The sequence below is a fragment of the Paenibacillus herberti genome (assembly GCF_002233675.1).
In the GTDB taxonomy this organism is placed as follows: Bacteria; Bacillota; Bacilli; order Paenibacillales; family Paenibacillaceae; genus Paenibacillus_O; species Paenibacillus_O herberti.
On the sequence record NZ_NMUQ01000001.1, the window covers coordinates 1,288,857 to 1,309,423 of the forward strand.

Sequence of the window (20,567 nt, forward strand, 5' to 3'; positions counted from 1 at the left end):
GTGGAGATTAAAGGTGAGTTGGAAGTAATTTCAGCCTATATGCGCGCTTTTGAGTTGGAGTCTATATTTCCGGGGGAGCTAATAGCAAAGGCGGAGCTCGTGAAGTATGGCAGGGGCGATACGATAATGACCCAGGGGGAGGTAGCTTCCAGTCTACTTATCCTTGTGGAGGGGAAGATTAAGGTATTCAACACGATTTCGGATGGTAAATCGCTGATTCTTTCCTTTTTGAACCCATTGGAGGTCATTGGGGATATAGAGTATGCGCAGCGCGGCATGGAACTGATGAACACAGTTGAAGCCGTAACACCAGTCACGGGAATTCGCTTCTCTTATCGGCAGCTGGATTTGCATGTACAGGAGCAAGCTCCTTTTCTTCGCTTCCTGCTGGGGATCATCACACGCAAATTCAAAATTAAAAACAATTCGCTCAGCTTTAACCTGCTTTATCCAGTTGAGGTGAGGCTGGCCAGCTACTTGTTGTCGGTCATTAGCGTTGCTTCCGAAGAGGATGGGCAGGCCACCACCAGGCTCGAAGCCGGGGCGCTCCGCGATGCAGCCAATCTGATCGGTACCAGCTACCGCCATCTGAATCGGGTGCTCGTGCAATTCGCGGCGGATGGCTTGATCGAGCGGAAGCGCTCCAGTATAGCGATCAGAGATAGGGAGGCGCTTTCTGCACTTGCCGGCGACAATATTTACGAATTGAGTACGGGAGGCATCTAACATGGTTGGAATGGTATGGGCTTTGGCAGCAGGTTTGCTGCTCAGCCTGCAGAATCTGTTTAACTATAAAGTCGATGAAAAGGCTGGCATGTGGACAACAACAACGCTTATTCTCGGAATGGGATTTCTCGCTTCATTCATGCTGGGACTAGGTTTTGAAGGGGCGGGCCTTTGGCAGCTTCAAGGAATGGAGGTATGGCATGGCTTCAGCGGGTTGATTGGGATCGGCGTTGTGACTTGCTTGGTACAGGGGGTAAAACGTCTCGGTGCAACGTATGCAATAAGCATTGTGCTCTGTTCACAGCTGGCGTTCGCGATGATCTGGGATTCTTTCGGATGGTTCGGGCTCGAAGCCGTTCCACTGGAGCCGACCAAGCTGGCCGGTGTACTTGTTCTAGCTGCGGGCATTCTCGTGTTCAAGCTGGGTAAGGGCAAAAAAGCGGAGGTGCCAAGCTCTGTTGCTGCCTCTTCGGCTGAGTTTTAGAGTTGATCAAAGGGACCCCATCCACATCGGACGGGGTCCCTGCTTTATTTTCTTACGGCTTGGCAGTTTCAGTTGCGGTAATCTTCTCGAAGAGCGGAGCCAGCTTGGTGGCGAGCTGCTCCCACTGCTGCTGTTCTTCTTTGGTCAGCTTCCCCTCATCTCTGATCCCATTTTTATCTGTAATCTTCATCTTTAATTGCATCAACTGCTTGGTCAGCTCCATATACTCCTTGAATTCGTCTTCCGTGAGCTTGGCTTTTGCTGTTTTAAGGAACCCCTCAATCTCTTGATATTCTTCCTTTGAACCGCCGATCTTTTCAATGGCTGCAGAAGAACCGAATATACCGTCGGCTAGATAGGAAGAAGCATATACCGCAGATGGAATAAGGATTGCTACTGCGGCAATACCTGCGAGTAGGCGTTTTTTCATGGGAGATCGACCTCTCTTTTCTTTCACAAAGTGTTGATAGGACTGGTGGACACGTTCATACAAATCGGGTGGGCAGTGCATCGAATCTGCCGCTTGGCGAAGCTCTTCACGCAATTCCTTGTCAATGGACATACGCGTCTCCTCCCGTCATTCCGAATCGCTTCCGGAGTTCTTTCAGTGCCAGATGATGCCTGGATTTCACTGTGCCAACGGGGATCTGCAGCATGTCTGCGATTTCTTCTAGAGCATAGTCGTGAAAATAGCGCAGGATAACGACCACACTTAGTTTGTACGATAGCTGACGGACAAGGCTGAGCAACTCAAGCTGCATTTCGGACTGCAGGACCGCTTTGTCCGTCCAGTCGAACTGTTCGCAGGTCATCTGACGGTTTCGTTCAAAGAGGCGAATTCGCCGCCAGGCCTTTCTTTTCCAATCTTGGACTTGGCGGACAGTGATTCCGTGCAGCCAAAACCGGAACGACCTGTTAGGGTCATAATTGTGAAACGACCGCCACATGCGCATGTAAACTTCATTCACGATATCCTCAATGTCCTGTTTGTTGTAGACGAGAAAAGCAACCGTCCGATAGACGTCTTGGTGAGTCGCCTGATAGACAAGCTGAAAGGCCGACTCGTCGCCGAGCGTTGCTTTTTCAAGCCACGGAAGTAACTCTTTATCATTCATGGGGGCCCCTCCTGAACGTGTTACAACCCTTAATTCGCTCCCGTGGAGAAAAAGGTTCAGTAAAAGGATAAACTTTTTTTACGATAATGACCATTTTAGGAAGGAGCTTCATTGGGTTTCTCGCCAATTTATGGGCAAACGCTATTGACAGACCGACTACTACGTGATACTTTATAGAGGTACTCAGTAGTACTTGATACCAGTGGTACAGAATAGCAAGGAGTGATTGTGCTGGAAAATCTAACGGAAATGCTCAAAGGGGCGCTTGAGGGCTGTGTTCTTGAAATAATAAGCCGCAAAGAAACCTACGGGTACGAAATCACGCGGCAGTTGAACGCCCTCGGCTTCACAGAGGTTGTGGAAGGAACGGTGTACACCATCCTGATCCGACTTGAAAAAAACAAGTTGGTGGAAATCACCAAGAAGCCCTCCGACATGGGACCGCCGCGTAAGTTTTTCGTGCTTAATGACGCGGGGCGTAAGGAACTACAGAAGTTCTGGGAAAAATGGGATTTTGTATCCTCAAAAATTAACGAATTAAAGGAGGGCAAATAATGAATTTTTGGGAAAGAATCACTGGAAGCGACATGAATAAAGAAATGAAAGCTTTTGAATTGCGAGCCCAAAAGCTGCCCGCTGATTATCAAGCGGCATGGGAACAAATTAATACTAATCTTTGGCCGCACTCCGATTTCACCGGTCGCAACCTTATGCCAATTCTTGATGGTGTGCTTGGTCTGCTCGAAGAAACGGCGGCCGATGGTCAGAGTGTCCAAGAGGTATTGGGTGACGATATTAAAGGCTTCTGTTCAGCATTGGCCGGCGAAGAAGGGGCAAAGTCTTATCGCGACAAGTGGCGTGAGCAACTTAATCATAATATCGCTAAAAAATTAGGTAAATAGGAGGACAAAATGAGAATTCAAGATATTATCCAAGGCAAAAAAGAATGGCGAGCGCATGTGGCGCGTGTCAAAGCGCTCCCGCAAGATTATCAGATTGTTTACAAAGAGATTCAAAAATATCTTTTTAAAGTCGGCCCTGTTGAGTTAACTGACGGGATGGGTTTGCTTTCGGGGATTGTCGATTTTTTTGAAGAGGGCGCGGCATTGGGAAAAGGTGTGCTTGAAGTGACGGGCAGTGACGTAGCGGCTTTCTGCGACGAATTAATCAAAGATTCAAAAACTTACGCTGACATCTATCAACAATCTGTTGACCAAAAAGTTAACAAGGCTATACGGAAGGGTACGGATAATACAATTTAACAGGGGGTTATCCCAATGGAAAAAGCAATTGAAGTGAAAGGTCTGCGAAAGTCGTTCAAGGACACAGAAGTCCTAAAGGACGTCAATTTTGAAGTTAAGCGAGGTGAGATTTTTGCCCTGCTTGGCTCCAACGGCGCGGGGAAAACGACAATTGTCAAAATTCTCACTACGCTGCTGAAACAGGACGGAGGCAGCGCCACCGTCAATGGATTTGATGTCGCGTCAAAACCCGAGAATGTGCGGAATGCGATTAATCTGACCGGGCAATTTGCCGCCGTGGACGAGATTTTGACCGGGCGGGAAAATCTAATCATGATTACTAAACTGCGACATCTTGCCAATCCGCGTCAAGTGGCTGACGATCTGCTGAAACGCTTTAGCTTGACTGAAGCCGCCGACCGCAGGGTGTCCACCTATTCGGGCGGTATGCGCCGCAGGCTCGACATTGCCATGAGCCTGATCGGTAAACCGCAGCTCATTTTTCTCGACGAGCCCACCACAGGCCTTGACCCCGAGGCCCGCATTGAGGCTTGGAAAATGGTCCAGGAGCTTGCCGACGATGGTACAACGGTATTCCTGACCACTCAATATTTGGATGAGGCTGAACAACTTGCCGATAGAATTGCCATTTTGCATAAGGGAAGGATTATTGCTAATGGCACGCTCCATGAACTGAAAAAGCTGTTCCCGCCCGCTAAGACAGAGTACGTGGAAAAACAACCTTCATTGGAAGAGATATTCCTCGCAATTATTGGTAAACAGGAGGAGAAGTAACGATGAATGAGCATTTTTTCAGTGACTTAAGCGTGATGCTTGGGCGTTCCATGCGCCATATATTGCGAAGCATAGATACTATCTTCACGGTGTGCATCACTCCGATTGCAATGATGTTGCTGTTCGTTTATGTGTTTGGCGGCGCAATTCAAAGCGGAACGGATAACTATGTGAACTACCTGTTACCCGGTATCCTGCTGATCGCGATTGCGAGCGGCGTATCCTATACGGCCTACCGTCTATTTTTGGATAAGCAACGGGGCATAATTGAGCGGTTTCACTCCATGCCAATTGCGCGTTCCTCCGTGTTGTGGGGGCATGTGCTAACCTCGGTGGTATCCAACGTCATTTCTGTTGTCGTAATCATTCTCGTAGCACTTATGATGGGCTTTCGCTCGTCGGCGGGGGTACTATCTTGGCTTGCCGTAGCCGGCATACTCTTGCTGTTTACGCTGGCTTTGACTTGGGTCGCGGCGATTGCCGGACTTTCTGCGAATTCGGTGGAAGGTGCTAGCGTGTTTTCCTATCCGCTTATCTTCCTGCCGTTTATCAGCTCGGCTTTTGTACCGACCGAAACGATGCCATCTGTCGTGCGCGCTTTTGCCGAAAACCAGCCTGTGACCTCTATTGTAGAAAGCATCCGTGCTCTATTGTCAAATCAACCGGTAGGCAATGATATCTGGGTCGCTCTTGCGTGGTGCTTAGGAATACTGGTCGTAGCCTATCTATTTGCGGTACGCGCATACAAACGGAAAGCGGTTTAATGTCTGCAGGGGTATGTTTGTTAATTGAAAGTAATCCGCTATTGCGGAACGTTAGCTCAATAAAACAGCGTCAGCCAGTTTTCTCGTCCATGGCTGACGCTGTTTTATATTTGGGAGTAGACATGAGTCATCAACCAGCAATTCCTCTTCCAGCAAGCCCTTTGCGCTCCATACGCCTTGAGATAATAGCAAAAGCGGCCAGCGCTGCTAGGAGCAAAAAGGCGGCATAAAGGAATACATTTTGAAGGCCAACAACTTCGCTTGCATAACCTCCAGCATAACTGCCGATAATTCTCGCTGCTCCCATGTTGATGAGTACGTTCAACGTTTGTCCGCTCGCCCGCAGCTCTGCTGGAACTTCTTTGTTAATGTATACCGACATGGTGACGGTTACGACGATGAAGGTGAGACCATGCAGCGCCTGAGCCGGGAGCACGAGCCAAGCCGAGTCCAGCGTAGAGAACAGCAGCCACCGCAGAGTGGCTGCTCCTCCGGCAAACAGCAGGATGGTGGAGACGGAAAACCGCTTTAAAATCCGAGCGCTATAGAGTAGAAACGGCAGCTCGCATAGAGCGGAGATAACCATCGACCAGCCGAGCAGATCGTTACCCGCGCCGATGTCCTTGAAATACAGCGGGAAAAAGGAATAATAATAACCGAGCGTAATGTTGATGGCGAAGCAAATACTCATGTAAAGCATAAGTCTGCGATTTCGCAGCAGTTCCAGCAGATTCATTTTGCGCCCACCGAATTGATGACCCTTGATGTTCGGGTAAAGCAGCAGAACGAGGACTGAAACCGCCATTACGATAGCGTAAGCAACGAACATGCCCTCAATCGCGAAGTGCTCGGCATAAATACCAAAAGAAACGCTCATTAAAGCGAAACCTAGCGTACCGCCAATGCGGATATGGCCATAATAAGAAGCTTTGTTGCCTAGAGCCTCCAGTGTAATAGCATCGGAGACGGCCGGGATGGAGGATTGAAACAGCGTGAACAGGCTAATGACCAGCATCAGCCAGCCAAACGATGTCGCCATCGGAAACAGTAACATGGATATTCCGCTGCCGATCAACATGAGAATGAGCACGCGGTTTTTGGAACTGGCTTTGTCTGTGTAGGTGCCCCAGGCCGGCTGGGCCAGTACGGCCACGAATGGGCCAAAGCTCAAGAGCAGGCCAATCTCGGAAGCGCTGAAACCTTGTTGCTGAAAGTAAACCGGAACGAATGTCCCAAACAAAGCATTGCCTGAGTAGAGGACGAAGTAAAACCAGAAAAACAGCTTCATGGGCGGAAGTCCTTTGCAGTATGTAGTAGTTGGGATGAAGAGGAGCTATGTGAGACTGCGTTAAGCGAACATGAAGCGAGATTTATGCACTCCAGGTAATAGTTTACCCCTTAACATCAATACTTGCCATAGGTTGACAAGAATGCTTTGTCATTTTATTATTTACTAAATTACTAATTTAGTAAATCAAGTGAGTGGAGGTAAACACAAATGGACAAAACTCGCAGGAAAGAGCTCCAGGAGCAATACAAGGACATCAAAACTTATTTTGGCGTCATTCAAATATCAAATAAAGCGAACGGCAAGATTTTTGTGACGAGCTATCCGAATCTGAAAAACAAATGGAGTACGCTGCAGGGGCAGCTTCAACTAGGTAAGTTTGCTAATCTAGAGCTGCAGCATGATTGGAATGCCTTGGGAGCAGAAGCATTCGAGTATGAGGAATTAGAGCGCAAGGAATCCGACCCTGCGAAAATAACGGATATGAAGTGGGAGCTCAAGATGATCTTGAAGCCGTGGCTGGAGAAGCTCCAACCTTATGGAGAACGAGGTTATAATCGGCCCCCGCAGCCGTAGATCAGGCGCAGCCTGTAGAAATCAGCTAATGAGTTTGCCGACGACGCTTCGACCTGTTAGGATAAGGGGACGAACGGAGTGAGAACACAATGAGTAAATCCAAAGGCGGCGGCACCGGAAAAGGCACAGGCAAAAAGGGCTGGAACCGCTGGCAGGCTGCGGAGCGCAAAGCGAGCAGTAAGCCGAAACCATATGTAAGCAAAGGCCTCAAGAAAAAAGCGGAAGAAGCGAAAGCTGCCCGCTTGAACGAACAGAAGTAACAGAACCGGCGATTCAACAGTCGCTGGCATTCAATGGCTCTTGTCCCGCTTGGCGGGGCAGGGGCCGTTTTAACGATACACTGAGTCAATTGCCGCCTGGTCTTCCAGGCGGTTTTTTTTGCCTTCGGGTCCAAGAAGGTTGTTCGCGCCTTTACATCGAATTAATAGATGCAGGGCGGCAACGTCCAGGCATGAATGGAAACAGGGAACAGAGGGAACACAGGAAGCAGGAGCAGACAGAAGGAGGAAGGTACGATGAGCGAAAAAGCATTCGTAATGATCAAGCCGGATGGGGTTCGCAGGGGACTGATCGGCGAGATCGTATCCCGATTCGAGAAAAAGGGACTTGCCGTAGTCAAGGCTGAGTTAGTCCAAGTAAGCACCGCAACCGCTGAGGAGCATTACGGCCATCTGAAGTCCAAGCCGTTCTTCGGCGAGCTCGTTGACTATATGACGTCCGGGCCTGTTTTTACGATGATCGTGGAGGGTCCGGCCGCAGTGAAAAATTCCCGCTACCTGATCGGTGCAACCGATCCAGCAGAAGCTGCTCCCGGCACGATTCGCGGCGACTACGGCCTCGATGTATCGGAGAATGTCATTCATGGCTCGGATTCTCCGGGCAATGCTAGCATCGAAATTGCGCGGTTCTTTATCCGCTAATTCCACCTTACTCTAACCGATAATACAATGAAGGGCTGTCCCAGAGGTCATGAACATGACCTCTGGGACAGCCCCTTTTCACGCCTGTGGACCTTGCTTCGCGGATGAATCACGACTGCGGTAAACCCGCTCGGGCCGACCAACTCCGTAGGATAGATCCGCCTCAATAATTCCAAGTCCGACGAGGTATTCCAAGTATCTGCGACTCGTAGAACGGCTGATGCCGATGAGCTTTGCGACTTTTTCGGCCGACAATCCGTCATTCATGCTGGCGAACGTTTGTGTCACCTTGTCCAGCGTCAGCTTGTCGATTCCTTTGGGCAGCGATGCTCCAGCCTCAGAGGAGCCAAGCGGATCTGCGGTGCGGTTCAGCAAGCGATCGATATCATGCTGGCCGATGCTCGTCGCGTCGCTCAGCCGGGAGAGCTCACGGCGGAAGGCCGCGAAGCGGAGCATCGTTTCCTTAAGGCGATCGAATACGAGCGGTTTCATCAGGTAATCAAAGGCTCCGCTGCGGATCGCTTCCTGTACAGCCTCGATCTCACGTGCCGCGGTAATCATGATGGCATCCGTGCCACGATGATGCTGCCGGATATGGAGCAACAGCTCCAAGCCGCTGGCAGGAGGGAGGTAAATATCAAGCAGCACCAGATGCGGCTCTAGCAGCTCCAGCTGCAGCTTGGCTTGAGCTTCAGTGGAAGCGATGCCGCATACCCGAAAGCCAGGAATTTGTTCTAAAAAACGTCGGTTAATTTCCGCAATGCGGAGATCGTCCTCAACAATCAGCACCTCGATCATCGAGGCTTGGCCGTCATCACTTGGCTGTTCCATGGGGTTCTCTCCTCAGCTATCGGAATGGTAATGTTTGGGCACCGCTGCAATGAAGATGGTCCCGCCGGATGGTTTGCGGCTGAAGGCGACCATGCCTCCGAGTCGCGTGACAGCCTGATGTACGAGATAGAGGCCTATGCCACGATTCTCTCCCGGCTTGGTTGACACTCCTTTATGAAAAATAGTCTCCCCTAGTCCATCTGGCACTCCAGCTCCGTTATCCTCACATTCCATAATTAGATCCGTACCGAGATCTGTCAGCAGCAGGCTCACCCGACGATCTTCAGGCGCAAGACTGCTCCTCGCCCTCACGGAATCCAATCCATTATCCACTAAATTGCCGATTATTGTCACGAGCAAGCTTCGGTCAATCGTCTCCGGCACATCCCGGAAGCTGCTCTCGGCATCTAACGTGAAGTTGACCTGGACCTCCCGGGCATGATTAAACTTGCCGATCAAGAAGCCACCCAGCACTGGATCTGGAACTTCCTTCATGATGAACTGGATCAGGTTTTGCTGCAAGCCAGCCTCGGAATGGATCAGTTCAATGGCTTCCTTGTAGGAGCCAAGCTGAATCAGTCCGGAGATGACATAAAGCCGGTTGGAAAATTCATGTGTCTGAGCGCGCAGTGAATCTGCGAACAGCTTCACTTGGGACAGCTCCTCGGCGAGCCGGTACAGCTCGGATTTGTCACGGAAACTAGAGACGGCGCCGGCTACATTGCCCCTGTTGTCGAGAATCGGAACGCGATTCACCACGACATCTTTGCCGCGCATGACCATTTCTTGATCAAGCTGGACTTCTCCACTGCGGATGACCTGAGGCAGTCCAGTATTGGGCAAAATATCCTCGATCGGCCGGCCGACGAGATCCTCGTGCTCCGGTAATTGCATAATATCGAGAGCAATCCGGTTGGCCATCGTAATGCGGCCATCCACATTCACCGCTACAACGCCTTCGCGGATGGATTCCAGAATCGCTTCTTTTTCCATATATAAGGCCCCGATTTCCCTTGGCTCCAGTCCATGGATAGAACGCCGAACGCTGCGCGCGATCCAGACTGCGCCTGCTGCTCCAAGCAGGAGAACAAGCGTACCAACGAAGAACACCTTATTCTGGTAGGGGTCGTCGATTCGGTCGATTTCTGAAGCGAGAAAACCCACGCTGACAATGCCAATCACTTTGCCCTGGTCATCCATGATCGGAGCTTTGCCTCGCAGTGCGAGTCCCATCGATCCGGTCGCCTTGGAGATGATAGCTTTGCCTGCAAGTACAGGACCGTTGTCGCCACCGACCATCGGTTTGCCGATCTTCTCGACTTCCGGGTGAGCGACTCGAATTCCTTCTTTATCTCCCACAACAACATATTCCGCATTTGTTTTCTGACGGACGATTTCGGCGATTGGTTGGATGATGCGTCCAGGTTGGGGTCCGCTCATAGCGGCGCGTACTTCCGGCATGACAGCCAGCGATTCGGCGACGGTCAATGCTCTGACGCCGATCTGCTGTTCAACTACACGAGTCACAACATAATAGAAGGTTCCGCCCAGTGCGAGTATTAGCGTTCCCAAAAGGGAACAGATAGTAATGATCAGTTTTGTTTGCAATCGCATATGGACCAACCCCCCTTTAGAACAGTTTCGCAAATTTCCCAGCTAAGTGCTCGTGAACAAAATGAACAAAACGAATAAATTTCACTCAAAGAAACTTTTCTGTGTAAAATTCTTTACGTTGAAGTAAAATTGCGCGATAAACGCTTTCGGAAAAGCGCTTTAAGCACGAATTAGATTTACTATACTACATGATGCATATCGGAAGAAATGAACAAATAAACGGTCGAGTTCGGCGATATGAGTGGGAATCCGCCTAGTCAGACAGGAGATGAGGGGAGGGGAATATACCTTTTTCTCCTGTCTCAAATTGCTGAATGCAAAAAAAGCTCAGACCACACTGCGCTTGAATACGCATGAGGTCTGAGCTGTTAAGGTGCTGACTGGACCACACTGCGCTTGAAAGCACAGGTGGCGTGAGCCGTAATGATACTAGTCCGGCCACACTGCGTTTAAACTTGCAGGCGGCCTAGATTTATAGTGCTACATTTTCCGAACCCAACGGTTTCTTCAATGCTGCTTCAATAAGCGGTAAGCGGAGCGCCGACCGTCTCGTCGCGGATTTCACCGACGATCTCCTCCAGAATATCTTCCATTGTCACAAGACCGACAGGACTGCCGTCAGAATCGGTGACAATCGCCATATGAACACGAGTCTGCTGCATTTTGATCAGAACATCGCGGATGGACGAAGTTTCCTTGAAACGCGGCATCTCATGGGTCAGCTCTGTTATGGGGCGGTTTCTCCCGGCTGCGATGCTGGTCAGCATTTCTTTGGCATTGATATATCCGATATAAGAATCGGGTCGGTCAATTTCCGTTACCGGATAACGAGTAAAGCTATAATCATTCAAGATGACGAGCAGAGCGGAGAGCGGCATTTCTTTTTTGATCGTAACGATGTTCAATTTGGGAATCATAATTTCATCCAAAGTCCGTTCATCAAAATCAAACATATTTTTGAGATATTCCAGCTCGGTCTGATTGATCTCGCCGCTTTTATAGCTTTGATCCACGATCAGCTTCAATTCTTCTTCCGAATGAACGGTTTCATGACCGGCCGGTTTGACGCCGAATAGGCGGAGCAGCAGCTGGGCCGAGTTGTTCAAAACGTAAATGACAGGATTCATAGCTTTGCCAAATGCGTACAACGGCGGTGCCAATAGCAGGGTTAGTTTCTCCGAATATTGAATGGCGAGCGTTTTAGGCGCTAATTCACCAATAACGACATGCAGGAAGGTGATGATCGACAAAGCAATGACATAAGTAAGCACCGTGGACAATGCATCCGGCAAATAGAGGCGCTCGAATAACGGATGGAGCAAACGTTCAACTGTCGGCTCACCCAAAGCGCCAAGCACGAGGGCGGTAATAGTAATGCCAAGCTGGCAAGCAGATAAGTAGTAATCGAGATCATGGGCTACTTTTTTTGCCTTAACCGCTTTTTTGTTGCCCTCATCAATCAACTGATCGAGTCTCGACATTCTGACCTTGAGGATGGCAAATTCAGCTCCGACAAAAAAGGCAGTAAGGCCAATAAACACGACGATCAATAGTAGATTTAATCCAATCATGATTATTCCCCTCTAGCCGGGGAATTCACCTCCTCGTTCGAGATATCGACATAATTGATTTTGACCTGTTTAATCTGGAACTTATCCATTTCCTCGACGGTCCAAATATACTCGTTCATTCGGATCTGATCTCCTGGCTGAACGGTCGTTCCCGTCTGAACCTGAATCCAGCCGCCAATCGTGTCCACTTCTTCTCTGTTTTCAAAAGATAGGCCAAATTCCTTTTCAAGCTCATCGAGCAGGACGAGGCCATTGATCTTGTATTCTCGTTCTCCGGTTTTTCGGATAGGCGCAACCTCATCTTCATCGAACTCATCGCGAATCTCGCCAACAAGCTCTTCCAAAATATCTTCCATCGTTAGAATACCCGAAGTTCCGCCATATTCATCGATGACCAATGCCATAAACACCCGTTCCTGCTGCATTTTCATCATAGCTGCCTGGATAGGAGTCACTTCGAGGACGAAAGGCAACGTGCGCACGAAGTCCTTCAGGCTATGCGCTCTGCCGGCTACAAGATGAGGCAGTAGCTTTTTCACGTTCACTACGCCAATGATACGATCCTTGTTGCCATCTTCAATGACGGGATAACGGGTGTAATTGTACTCATCCAGAATACTAATAATTTCTGCATCGCTCATCCTAATGTCCAAAGCGATCATCGCCGTGCGAGGGACCATAATGTCCTTTGCGGCTCGCTCATCAAATGAAAAAACATTTTCCATATAGTCCAGCTTAGTCTGATTCAGCTCGCCGCCCTCGAAGCTCTGAGTCATGATGATTCTCAATTCATCTTCAGAGTAAGCCTGCTCATGCGGGGAAGGTTTTACGCCAATCGCACGCAGCAGCAGGCGCGAAGCGCCGTTCAGCGCCCAGATGAATGGATTCATCATTTTGCCAAACCAATAGAGTGGAGAGGCGAGCAGCAATGTCATCTTTTCGGAAAATTGGATCGCAAGCGTCTTAGGTGCCATTTCTCCAACAACAACGTGTAAAAACGTAACGAGAATAAAGGCAATCGCATAGGAAGCAGCCGATGCCGCTGATGCGGAAAGATTGAAATAATTGAACGCTGGCTCCAGCAGCGTCTCTACAGCTGGTTTGCCGATGGCGCCAAGTCCAAGCGCGGTCACGGTAATTCCAAGCTGACAGGCAGATAAATAGTAGTCCAGGTTGCTGGCAACCTTTTTGGCATTAATCGCTTTCTGGTTCCCTTCGGCGATCAACTGCTCGATTCGGGAAATCCGGATTTTGACTACGGCAAATTCCGCTCCTACAAAAAATGCGGTCGCTGCAAGTAAAACGACAAGGATGAGCAAATTCAAAATGGTAGCTAGTTCCACATTAGTTCCCCGATAAGAGGGGATTCACCTCCAATTCATTAAAGCGCCAATTAGAAATTAATAACGCATTCGCTGTTAGGTTCAAACTTCTCGAAAATAGATTGACACTAAATTAACCCGTAGTATATTATTTACAAGTTAAATGATAATAGTTATCATTCGAAATCGAGCTCATGGAGGCAAAGGATAGCGATGCGTTGTAACTGGGCTCAAATCGGGACAAACAGGCTGCTGATCTCGCTGGCGCTGGTTTTTATCCTCCTGATGGGGCAGGGAATACGGACAACCAATGTCTTTGCTGTAGGAACCGATTCTGTTGCCACCTCTGTAACATCTGCTGCCGATCGGTTGTATGCCGCTCTGCAGGAGCAGAATCGCGTGGAAGCGGAGCCCGCCTTCAAAGCGGTCAAAAAATGGTGGACTCTGAACAAAGCAAAGGTAAAGTCCAATTCGCTTGAGCTAGCTCTGGAGATCGACAAGCATATAGCAGCGCTATCTCTAGCTTTGCTGACTGAAGATGTCCCTAAAGCCACGGACGCAGCTGCTGAGCTAAGCTTCTCGCTTCATGCGTATGAGGATGGAGCTTATACGAACACGGATCGAGAAATAGAGTTCCCTTTGTCCGCCTATATTACCCAACTACAGCTGGCCAAACAGCTGGCAGATAAGCAGGATTGGGCGGGGGCAGGTAAGCTCGTGAAACAGCTGCAAAACCGCTGGTTATCCGTTGAGGGCGATGTTGTCAGCCGCTCCCAAACGGTCTACAACCATACGGAACGAGATCTCGTGTTGGTTGACGCCTATCTGACCAATGAAGATCAGCGACCGCAGGCTGCGGCAGTGCTGGAACGAATGGCTCAAAGCTTGAGTCCGCTGGCGCAAAAGGGCTACTCGTGGTGGGATGCAGCTTTGATCCCGTTTCGCGAAGGGTTAGAGGCGGTTCTCGTTATCAGCGCCTTGTCTGTTGCTGCTGAGCGCTCCAATTCGCGGAAGGCAAAGCGCTGGATTGTGGGCGGGACGTCGGCCGGGATCATTCTTTGTATTGCTGCCGGACTCGTTGTAGCGATGCTGATCTCCACGGCTGCGATCGGAAGCGGCAATTCAAAGCTTAACGGGTGGACGGGAATTGTCTCCAGCTTGCTTCTGCTGTATGTCAGCTACTGGCTTCATCGCAATGCGGACATACAGAGGTGGAATCACTTTTTGAAGGGCCAAACGAGCAAAGCCTCCTCCACAGGTCACGCGCTTGGTTTCGGATTGCTGGCGTTTTTCGCCATCGTGCGGGAAGGACTGGAGACGGTACTGTTCCTCGTCGGATTGGCGGGAAGGATGCCCGCCGGGACGATTATTGCCGGTCTGGCCGCCGGGTTCGGCTTGTTAGCTATAGTCGCATTGCTGATGCGCTTGGCAGGATCTAGAATTCCGGTACGGCCACTCTTTATCGTATCTAGTCTGGTCGTATTTTATCTTTGCTTCAAATTTCTCGGCTCCGGCATTCATAGCTTGCAGATGGCCGGGGTCATTCCGTCCTCGGTGAGCGATTATTTGCCAGAGCTGGCATCGATCAGCCTGTACCCGTCCTGGTACAGCACGCTTCCTCAGCTAGTGCTCGTCCTGCTTGCTCTGGCAGCTCTGCTGCCGAAGCGATCCCGGGGAGTCGAGAAGCTGCAAGACCAATCGGCAACCTAGCTTTCGATATATTTTTAAATTAATTGGAGGTTCAAGTCCACATGAATAATCAAACTCAAGCGTTGAAGGTTCTGTCTCTAAGCGGTATTATTCTTCTCTCCGCATGTTCGAATGCGACCAATTCAAACGAAGCTTCCAATTCAGCCACTACCGCGCCAGCGGCGGATGGTCAGGCTGTCGACTCCACAATTAAGGACAGCACCGTCAAAATGAAGGCGGAAACAACCAAGCTTCAGGACGCCTTGTCCAAGCAGGACGGGGACCAAGTTAAGGCGCTTGGCAAAGGAATCAACGAACTGTGGTTATCCTATGAAAATACAGTCCGCCAGTCGTTTCCGCTGGAATATACCGAGGTAGAGAAATATGAAATGCCTATTTTCTCGGCTTCCGCTTATGACAAAATTGATTTCACATCCCTTACTGTCACAGCCCAAAATCTGATGGGGGCGCTGGAAAAACTGGAGCAGGCCAAACCTTCCAGTGAGAGCTCATCCGAGCTGCTAGACAAGGCTGTGGCGAATTACGAGGCTTTCGTAAAAGAGCAAGCGACATCCTTTGCCGCGGCCACCAAAACGTTTGCCGCTGCCGTCAAAAGCGGGGACGCCGAAAAAGCCAAGCTGGAATATACGAAGGCACGCGTCTATTTTGAGACCATCGAGCCCGTCGCGGAAAGCTTCGGCGATCTTGATCCACGCATCGACGCTCGCTTGGCCGACGTAGAGAACGAGAAGGATTGGACCGGATACCATCGGATTGAAAAGGCGCTCTGGGCTGATAAGTCGCTGAAGGGTCAGGACGTTTATGCCGATCAGCTGGTGAAGGATACAGAGGAGCTGGAGGGCAAAATTCAGGACATCAAGCTGAATGCCAAAACGATGGTAGCCGGCGCAATCGAGCTGATCAACGAGGCTTCAACGTCCAAAATTACGGGCGAGGAAGAAATCTTCTCCAAGACCGACCTCGTTGATCTTGCCGCCAACATCAACGGTTCCAAAACGGTTTATCTCGCCATCATTCCGGCTTTGAATGAGCATAATCCTGACTTGGCAACTGGGATCGATAAACAGTTTCAAGATATGGAATCTCTGCTGAGAAGCTATCAGGAGAACGGCAGCTATATCGCCTATGACAAGCTGACAACCGAGCAAATTCGAGAGCTGAGCGACAAACTGAGCCAGCTGTCGGAGCTCATGACTCAAACGGCGGCGATTCTCTAATGCAGCCTAAAAAAGATGCAGGCATCTCGCGCCGTGAATTTCTGAAGCTCTCGGCCGTAGCGGCTGCCGCTCTTGCCGTTGGAGGAGGGGGAGCCGGTGCAGCACTGTCAATGTTTGGTCAAAGCAACGCTCCAGCAGCGCTCAGCAATGACGAGAGGCTGAACTTTTACGGCGCCCATCAAGCGGGCATTATTACGGCGCAGCAGAAATACCTGTATCTGGGTAGCTTCCGTATCATTACAGACAGCAAAGCGGATCTCATCTCCATGCTCAAGGAATGGACGAAGTTCAGCACGCTCGCCGCAGCCGGTGGATACCGGAAGAGCAGCGGCAATAATTTGCTGCCTCCGGCCGATTCCGGGGAGGCAATGGATTTAGGCGCCGCCAAGCTGACGATTACCTACGGGTTCGGCGAGTCCTTTTTTCTGGACGATGGCAAGGACAGATTCGGCGCTGCTGGGCGCAAGCCTAGCCATTTGAGCCGTATTCCCCGCATGCCTAAGGATCATCTCGATCCCGCCTTTCAAGCCGGAGACATCGCGGTGCAAGTATGCGCGGATGATCAGCAGATTGCTTTTCATGCCTTGCGCAACCTGATTCGGCTCGCTTCGGGAACCGCTATTTTGAACTGGATGGAAGAAGGCTTCACCAGCGCTCCTCCTGATGGAAAAACGCCGCGCAATTTGTTTGGATTCAAGGACGGTACGGCCAATAAGCTTCATCAGAGCGATTTTGATGAAGTGGTTTGGGCTGGAACTGGGGAACCGGAATGGATGAGGGGCGGCTCCTATTTGGCTTACCGCAAAATCCGCATGCTGCTTGAAGTATGGGATCGCAGCTCCTTGAAGGCTCAAGAGGATACGTTCGGTAGATCGAAGGAAAGCGGAGCTGCTTATGGTGCTGTCGGCGAGTTTGATCCTGTGCCAGTCTCGGAGCAGCCTGTGGATTCACATGTCGCTTTGGCCAAGCAGTCCCGCCAAAGCATTCATCGGCGCGCATACTCCTATACGGGAGCGATTGAACCGCGCACCGGACAGCTCGATGCCGGACTGCTGTTCCTCAGCTATCAGCGTAATCCGCAGGAGCAATTCATCCCGATGCTGCGGCTGATGCAGAGCAGGGATCGGCTGAATGAGTATACTCAGCATATTGCAAGCGCGCTTTACGCCTGTCCGGCGGGAGTCCGAGAAGGAGAGTATATCGGACAGTCTCTGCTAAAAGACATATAAAATTAGCCATCTCCGTGCTTGCGGGAGATGGTTTTTTCATTGTACATTGCATGGAGACATAAGAGATAATGAACGTCTTGATCTTTATGGGAGACAACGGGGGGAAGCAATGGCTACATTTTTTCTGCTGCTTATTTACTTAGCATTCATAAGCTTGGGCTTGCCGGATTCTCTTCTAGGCTCCGCCTGGCCGGAAATGCATCAGGAACTGAACAGTCCGCTCGGGCTAGCTGGACTGCTGTCTATGACGATTACGGTCGGAACTATTGTGTCCAGCCTGTTTAGTGGTCCCATTATCAATCGCTTTGGCACAGGCAAGGTTACTCTCGTCAGCTGTATGTTGACTGCAGGCGCCCTAGTAGGCTTTTCCTTTGCGCCTTCGGTTGCATGGCTCGTTGTATTCGCGATTCCGCTTGGAGTCGGCGGAGGAGCTGTTGATGCTGGGCTCAACAATTACGTTGCTGCTCACTACAAAGCCCACCATATGAGCTGGCTGCATTGCTTTTGGGGCTTGGGAGCTACGCTCGGCCCGATTATAATGGCTCAATCACTGATGACCGGTTCGTGGAGGGAAGGGTATTCGTCGGTTGCCTATATTCAACTAGGATTAGTTGTTCTTTTGCTGCTTAGCCTTCCTTTGTGGCGTCTGATGGAGCTGAAGTATCATCGAAGCTCCGAGCCGGATTTAACTGATTCGATCCAACCAGAGGAGGGCTCTGACAAGGCCATCAGGCCATTGAAGATTAAAGGCGTCAAGTTAGCCTTGATGACCTTTTTGTTCTATTGCGGCGTGGAATCAACGCTTGGACTATGGGAGAGCAGCTACCTCGTAAGCACAAAAGGGCTGCCTGCTGATCAAGCTGCGAAGTGGTTATCGCTTTATTTTGCTGGGATTACGATTGGACGATTCATCACTGGTTTTATAACGTTCAAATTTAGTAATCGCGATTTGATTCGCGGCGGGCAATGGTTGGCCGTGGCCGGCGCGCTTCTAATGATTCTCCCTTTGCAGCCGCTGTTCTCCCTTGCCGGATTTATGATTGTAGGCTTGGGACTCGCACCAATATTCCCGTGTATGCTGCATGAAACGCCGGTGCGATTCGGCAAAAGCCAATCCCAGACGATTATGGGCTACCAGATGGCTGTGGCCTATACGGGCAGCACATTGATGCCTCCGTTATTCGGCTTGCTGGCAAGCAATATCTCGATGAAGCTGCTTCCCCTCTATCTGTTCCTGATGGCAGCGGCAATGTTCTTGTTTTCGGAGAAATTGAATTCTTATATGCGTAAAAGGGCGGCAGCATGAAATACTCAAAATGGCTCATTTTGATTGTTTACATCGCTTTGTTTATTCTGGTTCTCTCGGAGCAACAACGAATTTTGGATTGGATTCAGGCCGAAGGCAACAATCAATTGTTTGTTACCTTTCTATTTGCCATCGTGTTTGCAGCTGTACCTTTTGTGCCATTCGGAGTTATAGGGGCAATCGTAGGGGCGAAGTATGGACTGCTGCTCGGTGGAATAGTGAACTTAACGGCTTCGAGCATTGCTGCGGCAGTTACCTACTTTCTTTTTTATTCCATGTTCAAACAGCAGGGATTGGCGTATTTAGAGCGGTCTGATAGGCTGCAATCCCTTCACTCCATGGTCCGCAACAATGTGTTTTGGGCTGTGTTTACCGGTCGAATAATTCCCATTATGCCGGCATTTTTAATCAATTGTTACGGTGGTGTGTTCAAGCTTTCCTTTCCCGCATTTCTGCTGGCGACCGTACTTGGGAAAATACCGGCGATGCTCGTTTTTGCCTACGTAGGCGATAGCGCAGCGTCCGGAGCTACACATTGGATCACCGTTCTGTTGATCTACATTCTGTTTATTGGCTTGATCTACTTGGCCTACAAATACGTTAAAAAGACAAAAACCCGTCCGTGAACGGGTTTTTGTTATTTTTATGCTGATGGAGCCGTTCCCGGCTTAACTTTGTTCAAGCTCAAAAGGATCATGCTGACAGCGGTCATCATTAAAGCCAGCAGGAGGAAATAAACCGGCATCACGAGTAAAGAATCGTTATGCAGCAAGCTCATGCCGCTTGTAATGAGGCTGACCACCGCATAATAGCCCAGGCCAAACATCGCTCCCGCTGTGCCGAGCACATCGCTATAGGCGACAAGCGCAACGCTGAGACAGTTCGGTATCATCAGGCCAATGCCCGCCAGTAAAGTAAATACCGACAGGACAATGAAAGCGAGGGAGAGCAAGGAGCTGCTTACCGCAACATAGGAGCATCCCATTAAAAGCATCGCTCCAAGCGTCGTTATGAGCGCACCGGTTACGATGAGCTTTTCCGCTGAAAACCGGACCGACAGCTTTCTCGACAGCAAGGCGCCAAGCATGGACGCCAAGGCAACAAAGATGCCTAAAAAGCCAAACGTACCGGGAGTCAAATGGTAAAACTCAATAAACAGAAACGGTGCTTCCGCATAATAACTGAACAAGATTCCATTGGTTGTGCCGATCAGCAGTCCGAATGCCCACACTCTCTTATCTTTCACAAGTCTTTTACTCACGGAGGAAAGACTGATTATGGCCGCAGCAGATACCTTTGTCTCAGGAAGGGATGAATAAGCATAGGCGAATATCGCCACGCTCATCCCGATCAAAACAAGAAATACAGCTCCATAGCCAAAAACTTGATCCATCCAGCCGCCAATTAGCGGACCCATTGCGGGTGAAAAAGCTAACGCAGCAGAGATCGTAGCAAATGCCGCTTGGCGTTTGGACCCTTCCATGCATTCTCTAATAATCGTCTGGGTAACGACAGAGCCAGCGCTGGCGCCAAAGGCTTGGACAAATCGGCTCAGCAGCAGCCAGTAGGCAGAGTCGGACAGATAACAAGCGATACAGCCAATCGCATAGACGAATATGCCCCATAACAAGGCAGGTCTGCGCCCGATAAAGTCGGAGAGCCTGCCCCAACTGAACACGCCCAAAGCAAAACCTAAAAAGTAGATTCCAAATGTCAGTTGAATCGTATTATCGCTTGCTCTCATCGCGGATGCCAAATCCGGCAAGATCGGTGAATAAATCGTCTCGCTAATTTGCGGGAAACCGATGAGCACGATCAATAAAAACAAGGATGGAGTTGAGATTTTTCTATTCAAAGT

General features: G+C 49.9%; 23 protein-coding genes. 15 read left to right on the forward strand and 8 right to left on the reverse strand.

What is annotated here, in order from left to right; genetic code table 11:
• Positions 1-726 (forward strand): Crp/Fnr family transcriptional regulator, encoded by a 726-nt coding sequence (locus CGZ75_RS05970; protein WP_089523322.1) that lies wholly within the window; start codon positions 1-3, stop codon positions 724-726.
• A 1-nt stretch (position 727) separates the two neighbouring features.
• Positions 728-1,210: a DMT family transporter gene (locus tag CGZ75_RS05975; RefSeq protein WP_089523323.1), complete on the forward strand. Its 483-nt coding sequence runs from the start codon at positions 728-730 to the stop codon at positions 1,208-1,210.
• Positions 1,211-1,262: 52 nt separating this feature from the next.
• On the opposite strand, the gene CGZ75_RS05980 is transcribed toward CGZ75_RS05975, so the two are convergent.
• Complete coding sequence (locus CGZ75_RS05980; protein WP_089523324.1) at positions 1,263-1,772, reverse strand: DUF3600 domain-containing protein; 510 nt, start codon at positions 1,770-1,772, stop codon at positions 1,263-1,265.
• Entirely contained in the window at positions 1,762-2,325 is a 564-nt protein-coding gene (locus CGZ75_RS05985; RefSeq protein WP_089523325.1) for a sigma-70 family RNA polymerase sigma factor, read from the reverse strand. Before CGZ75_RS05985 ends, CGZ75_RS05980 begins: the two co-directional genes overlap by 11 nt.
• 231 nt (positions 2,326-2,556) lie before the next feature.
• Between CGZ75_RS05985 and CGZ75_RS05990 the strand changes: the two genes are divergently transcribed.
• The 5 genes from CGZ75_RS05990 to CGZ75_RS06010 are packed head-to-tail and all read left to right on the forward strand — an operon-like array spanning position 2,557 to position 5,125.
• The gene (locus tag CGZ75_RS05990; RefSeq protein ID WP_217900064.1) at positions 2,557-2,880 is read left to right on the forward strand and encodes a PadR family transcriptional regulator; all 324 of its coding nucleotides are present in this window, start codon (positions 2,557-2,559) and stop codon (positions 2,878-2,880) included.
• Positions 2,880-3,227 (forward strand): DUF1048 domain-containing protein, encoded by a 348-nt coding sequence (locus CGZ75_RS05995; protein ID WP_089523327.1) that lies wholly within the window; start codon positions 2,880-2,882, stop codon positions 3,225-3,227. Before CGZ75_RS05990 ends, CGZ75_RS05995 begins: the two co-directional genes overlap by 1 nt.
• Positions 3,228-3,236: 9 nt before the next feature.
• Positions 3,237-3,587, forward strand: coding sequence for a DUF1048 domain-containing protein (locus CGZ75_RS06000; RefSeq protein ID WP_089523328.1), 351 nt, complete (start codon positions 3,237-3,239; stop codon positions 3,585-3,587).
• A 15-nt stretch (positions 3,588-3,602) separates the two neighbouring features.
• Complete coding sequence (locus tag CGZ75_RS06005) at positions 3,603-4,361, forward strand: ABC transporter ATP-binding protein (RefSeq protein WP_089523329.1); 759 nt, start codon at positions 3,603-3,605, stop codon at positions 4,359-4,361.
• A 2-nt stretch (positions 4,362-4,363) separates the two neighbouring features.
• The gene (locus tag CGZ75_RS06010; RefSeq protein ID WP_089523330.1) at positions 4,364-5,125 is read left to right on the forward strand and encodes an ABC transporter permease; all 762 of its coding nucleotides are present in this window, start codon (positions 4,364-4,366) and stop codon (positions 5,123-5,125) included.
• A gap of 130 nt (positions 5,126-5,255) precedes the next feature.
• On the opposite strand, the gene CGZ75_RS06015 is transcribed toward CGZ75_RS06010, so the two are convergent.
• Positions 5,256-6,413 (reverse strand): MFS transporter, encoded by a 1,158-nt coding sequence (locus CGZ75_RS06015; protein WP_089523331.1) that lies wholly within the window; start codon positions 6,411-6,413, stop codon positions 5,256-5,258.
• Between the two features lie 210 nt (positions 6,414-6,623).
• Here CGZ75_RS06015 and CGZ75_RS06020 point away from each other — a divergent pair, with 210 nt between their 5' ends.
• From CGZ75_RS06020 to ndk, 3 genes are all read left to right on the forward strand, one after another.
• Positions 6,624-6,989 carry a GIY-YIG nuclease family protein gene (locus CGZ75_RS06020; RefSeq protein ID WP_089523332.1) on the forward strand — a complete coding sequence of 122 codons (366 nt, stop codon included), beginning with the start codon at positions 6,624-6,626 and terminating at the stop codon, positions 6,987-6,989.
• A gap of 89 nt (positions 6,990-7,078) precedes the next feature.
• Positions 7,079-7,249 carry a DUF3934 family protein gene (locus CGZ75_RS06025; RefSeq protein ID WP_089523333.1) on the forward strand — a complete coding sequence of 57 codons (171 nt, stop codon included), beginning with the start codon at positions 7,079-7,081 and terminating at the stop codon, positions 7,247-7,249.
• A gap of 255 nt (positions 7,250-7,504) precedes the next feature.
• Complete coding sequence (gene ndk, locus CGZ75_RS06030; RefSeq protein ID WP_089523334.1) at positions 7,505-7,909, forward strand: nucleoside-diphosphate kinase; 405 nt, start codon at positions 7,505-7,507, stop codon at positions 7,907-7,909.
• 78 nt (positions 7,910-7,987) lie between these two features.
• On the opposite strand, the gene CGZ75_RS06035 is transcribed toward ndk, so the two are convergent.
• The 4 genes from CGZ75_RS06035 to CGZ75_RS06050 all read right to left on the reverse strand — a co-directional run bounded on the left by CGZ75_RS06035 (position 7,988) and on the right by CGZ75_RS06050 (position 13,268).
• Positions 7,988-8,740 (reverse strand): response regulator, encoded by a 753-nt coding sequence (locus CGZ75_RS06035; protein ID WP_176444694.1) that lies wholly within the window; start codon positions 8,738-8,740, stop codon positions 7,988-7,990.
• A 12-nt stretch (positions 8,741-8,752) separates the two neighbouring features.
• Complete coding sequence (locus CGZ75_RS06040; protein ID WP_089523335.1) at positions 8,753-10,354, reverse strand: ATP-binding protein; 1,602 nt, start codon at positions 10,352-10,354, stop codon at positions 8,753-8,755.
• 518 nt (positions 10,355-10,872) lie between these two features.
• Positions 10,873-11,925, reverse strand: coding sequence for a hemolysin family protein (locus CGZ75_RS06045; RefSeq protein WP_089523336.1), 1,053 nt, complete (start codon positions 11,923-11,925; stop codon positions 10,873-10,875).
• Between the two features lie 2 nt (positions 11,926-11,927).
• Complete coding sequence (locus CGZ75_RS06050) at positions 11,928-13,268, reverse strand: hemolysin family protein (RefSeq protein WP_089523337.1); 1,341 nt, start codon at positions 13,266-13,268, stop codon at positions 11,928-11,930.
• A 192-nt stretch (positions 13,269-13,460) separates the two neighbouring features.
• Here CGZ75_RS06050 and CGZ75_RS06055 point away from each other — a divergent pair, with 192 nt between their 5' ends.
• The 5 genes from CGZ75_RS06055 to CGZ75_RS06075 all read left to right on the forward strand — a co-directional run bounded on the left by CGZ75_RS06055 (position 13,461) and on the right by CGZ75_RS06075 (position 19,335).
• Positions 13,461-14,957 (forward strand): FTR1 family iron permease, encoded by a 1,497-nt coding sequence (locus CGZ75_RS06055; RefSeq protein ID WP_089523338.1) that lies wholly within the window; start codon positions 13,461-13,463, stop codon positions 14,955-14,957.
• 41 nt (positions 14,958-14,998) lie between these two features.
• Positions 14,999-16,174 carry an iron uptake system protein EfeO gene (efeO, locus tag CGZ75_RS06060; RefSeq protein ID WP_089523339.1) on the forward strand — a complete coding sequence of 392 codons (1,176 nt, stop codon included), beginning with the start codon at positions 14,999-15,001 and terminating at the stop codon, positions 16,172-16,174.
• Entirely contained in the window at positions 16,174-17,403 is a 1,230-nt protein-coding gene (gene efeB / locus CGZ75_RS06065) for an iron uptake transporter deferrochelatase/peroxidase subunit (RefSeq protein WP_089523340.1), read from the forward strand. The genes efeO and efeB overlap by 1 nt, the downstream gene beginning before the upstream one ends.
• A gap of 109 nt (positions 17,404-17,512) precedes the next feature.
• Complete coding sequence (locus CGZ75_RS06070; protein WP_089523341.1) at positions 17,513-18,709, forward strand: MFS transporter; 1,197 nt, start codon at positions 17,513-17,515, stop codon at positions 18,707-18,709.
• Complete coding sequence (locus CGZ75_RS06075) at positions 18,706-19,335, forward strand: TVP38/TMEM64 family protein (RefSeq protein WP_089523342.1); 630 nt, start codon at positions 18,706-18,708, stop codon at positions 19,333-19,335. Before CGZ75_RS06070 ends, CGZ75_RS06075 begins: the two co-directional genes overlap by 4 nt.
• A 17-nt stretch (positions 19,336-19,352) precedes the next feature.
• On the opposite strand, the gene CGZ75_RS06080 is transcribed toward CGZ75_RS06075, so the two are convergent.
• Positions 19,353-20,564: a multidrug effflux MFS transporter gene (locus CGZ75_RS06080; RefSeq protein ID WP_089523343.1), complete on the reverse strand. Its 1,212-nt coding sequence runs from the start codon at positions 20,562-20,564 to the stop codon at positions 19,353-19,355.
• Positions 20,565-20,567 lie beyond the last annotated feature (3 nt).

Coding starts and splice junctions, on each gene's coding strand:
- CGZ75_RS05995 (WP_089523327.1), top strand. CDS start 2,880: ATGAATTTTTGGGAAAGAATCACTGGAAGCGACATGAATAAAGAAATG.
- CGZ75_RS06040 (WP_089523335.1), bottom strand. CDS start 10,354: ATGCGATTGCAAACAAAACTGATCATTACTATCTGTTCCCTTTTGGGA.
- CGZ75_RS06055 (WP_089523338.1), top strand. CDS start 13,461: ATGCGTTGTAACTGGGCTCAAATCGGGACAAACAGGCTGCTGATCTCG.
- CGZ75_RS06025 (WP_089523333.1), top strand. CDS start 7,079: ATGAGTAAATCCAAAGGCGGCGGCACCGGAAAAGGCACAGGCAAAAAG.
- CGZ75_RS06035 (WP_176444694.1), bottom strand. CDS start 8,740: ATGGAACAGCCAAGTGATGACGGCCAAGCCTCGATGATCGAGGTGCTG.
- CGZ75_RS06075 (WP_089523342.1), top strand. CDS start 18,706: ATGAAATACTCAAAATGGCTCATTTTGATTGTTTACATCGCTTTGTTT.
- CGZ75_RS05985 (WP_089523325.1), bottom strand. CDS start 2,325: ATGAATGATAAAGAGTTACTTCCGTGGCTTGAAAAAGCAACGCTCGGC.
- CGZ75_RS06015 (WP_089523331.1), bottom strand. CDS start 6,413: ATGAAGCTGTTTTTCTGGTTTTACTTCGTCCTCTACTCAGGCAATGCT.
- CGZ75_RS06020 (WP_089523332.1), top strand. CDS start 6,624: ATGGACAAAACTCGCAGGAAAGAGCTCCAGGAGCAATACAAGGACATC.
- CGZ75_RS06010 (WP_089523330.1), top strand. CDS start 4,364: ATGAATGAGCATTTTTTCAGTGACTTAAGCGTGATGCTTGGGCGTTCC.
- CGZ75_RS06070 (WP_089523341.1), top strand. CDS start 17,513: ATGGCTACATTTTTTCTGCTGCTTATTTACTTAGCATTCATAAGCTTG.
- CGZ75_RS05975 (WP_089523323.1), top strand. CDS start 728: ATGGTTGGAATGGTATGGGCTTTGGCAGCAGGTTTGCTGCTCAGCCTG.
- ndk (WP_089523334.1), top strand. CDS start 7,505: ATGAGCGAAAAAGCATTCGTAATGATCAAGCCGGATGGGGTTCGCAGG.
- CGZ75_RS06045 (WP_089523336.1), bottom strand. CDS start 11,925: ATGATTGGATTAAATCTACTATTGATCGTCGTGTTTATTGGCCTTACT.
- efeO (WP_089523339.1), top strand. CDS start 14,999: ATGAATAATCAAACTCAAGCGTTGAAGGTTCTGTCTCTAAGCGGTATT.
- CGZ75_RS06000 (WP_089523328.1), top strand. CDS start 3,237: ATGAGAATTCAAGATATTATCCAAGGCAAAAAAGAATGGCGAGCGCAT.
- efeB (WP_089523340.1), top strand. CDS start 16,174: ATGCAGCCTAAAAAAGATGCAGGCATCTCGCGCCGTGAATTTCTGAAG.
- CGZ75_RS05980 (WP_089523324.1), bottom strand. CDS start 1,772: ATGTCCATTGACAAGGAATTGCGTGAAGAGCTTCGCCAAGCGGCAGAT.
- CGZ75_RS06005 (WP_089523329.1), top strand. CDS start 3,603: ATGGAAAAAGCAATTGAAGTGAAAGGTCTGCGAAAGTCGTTCAAGGAC.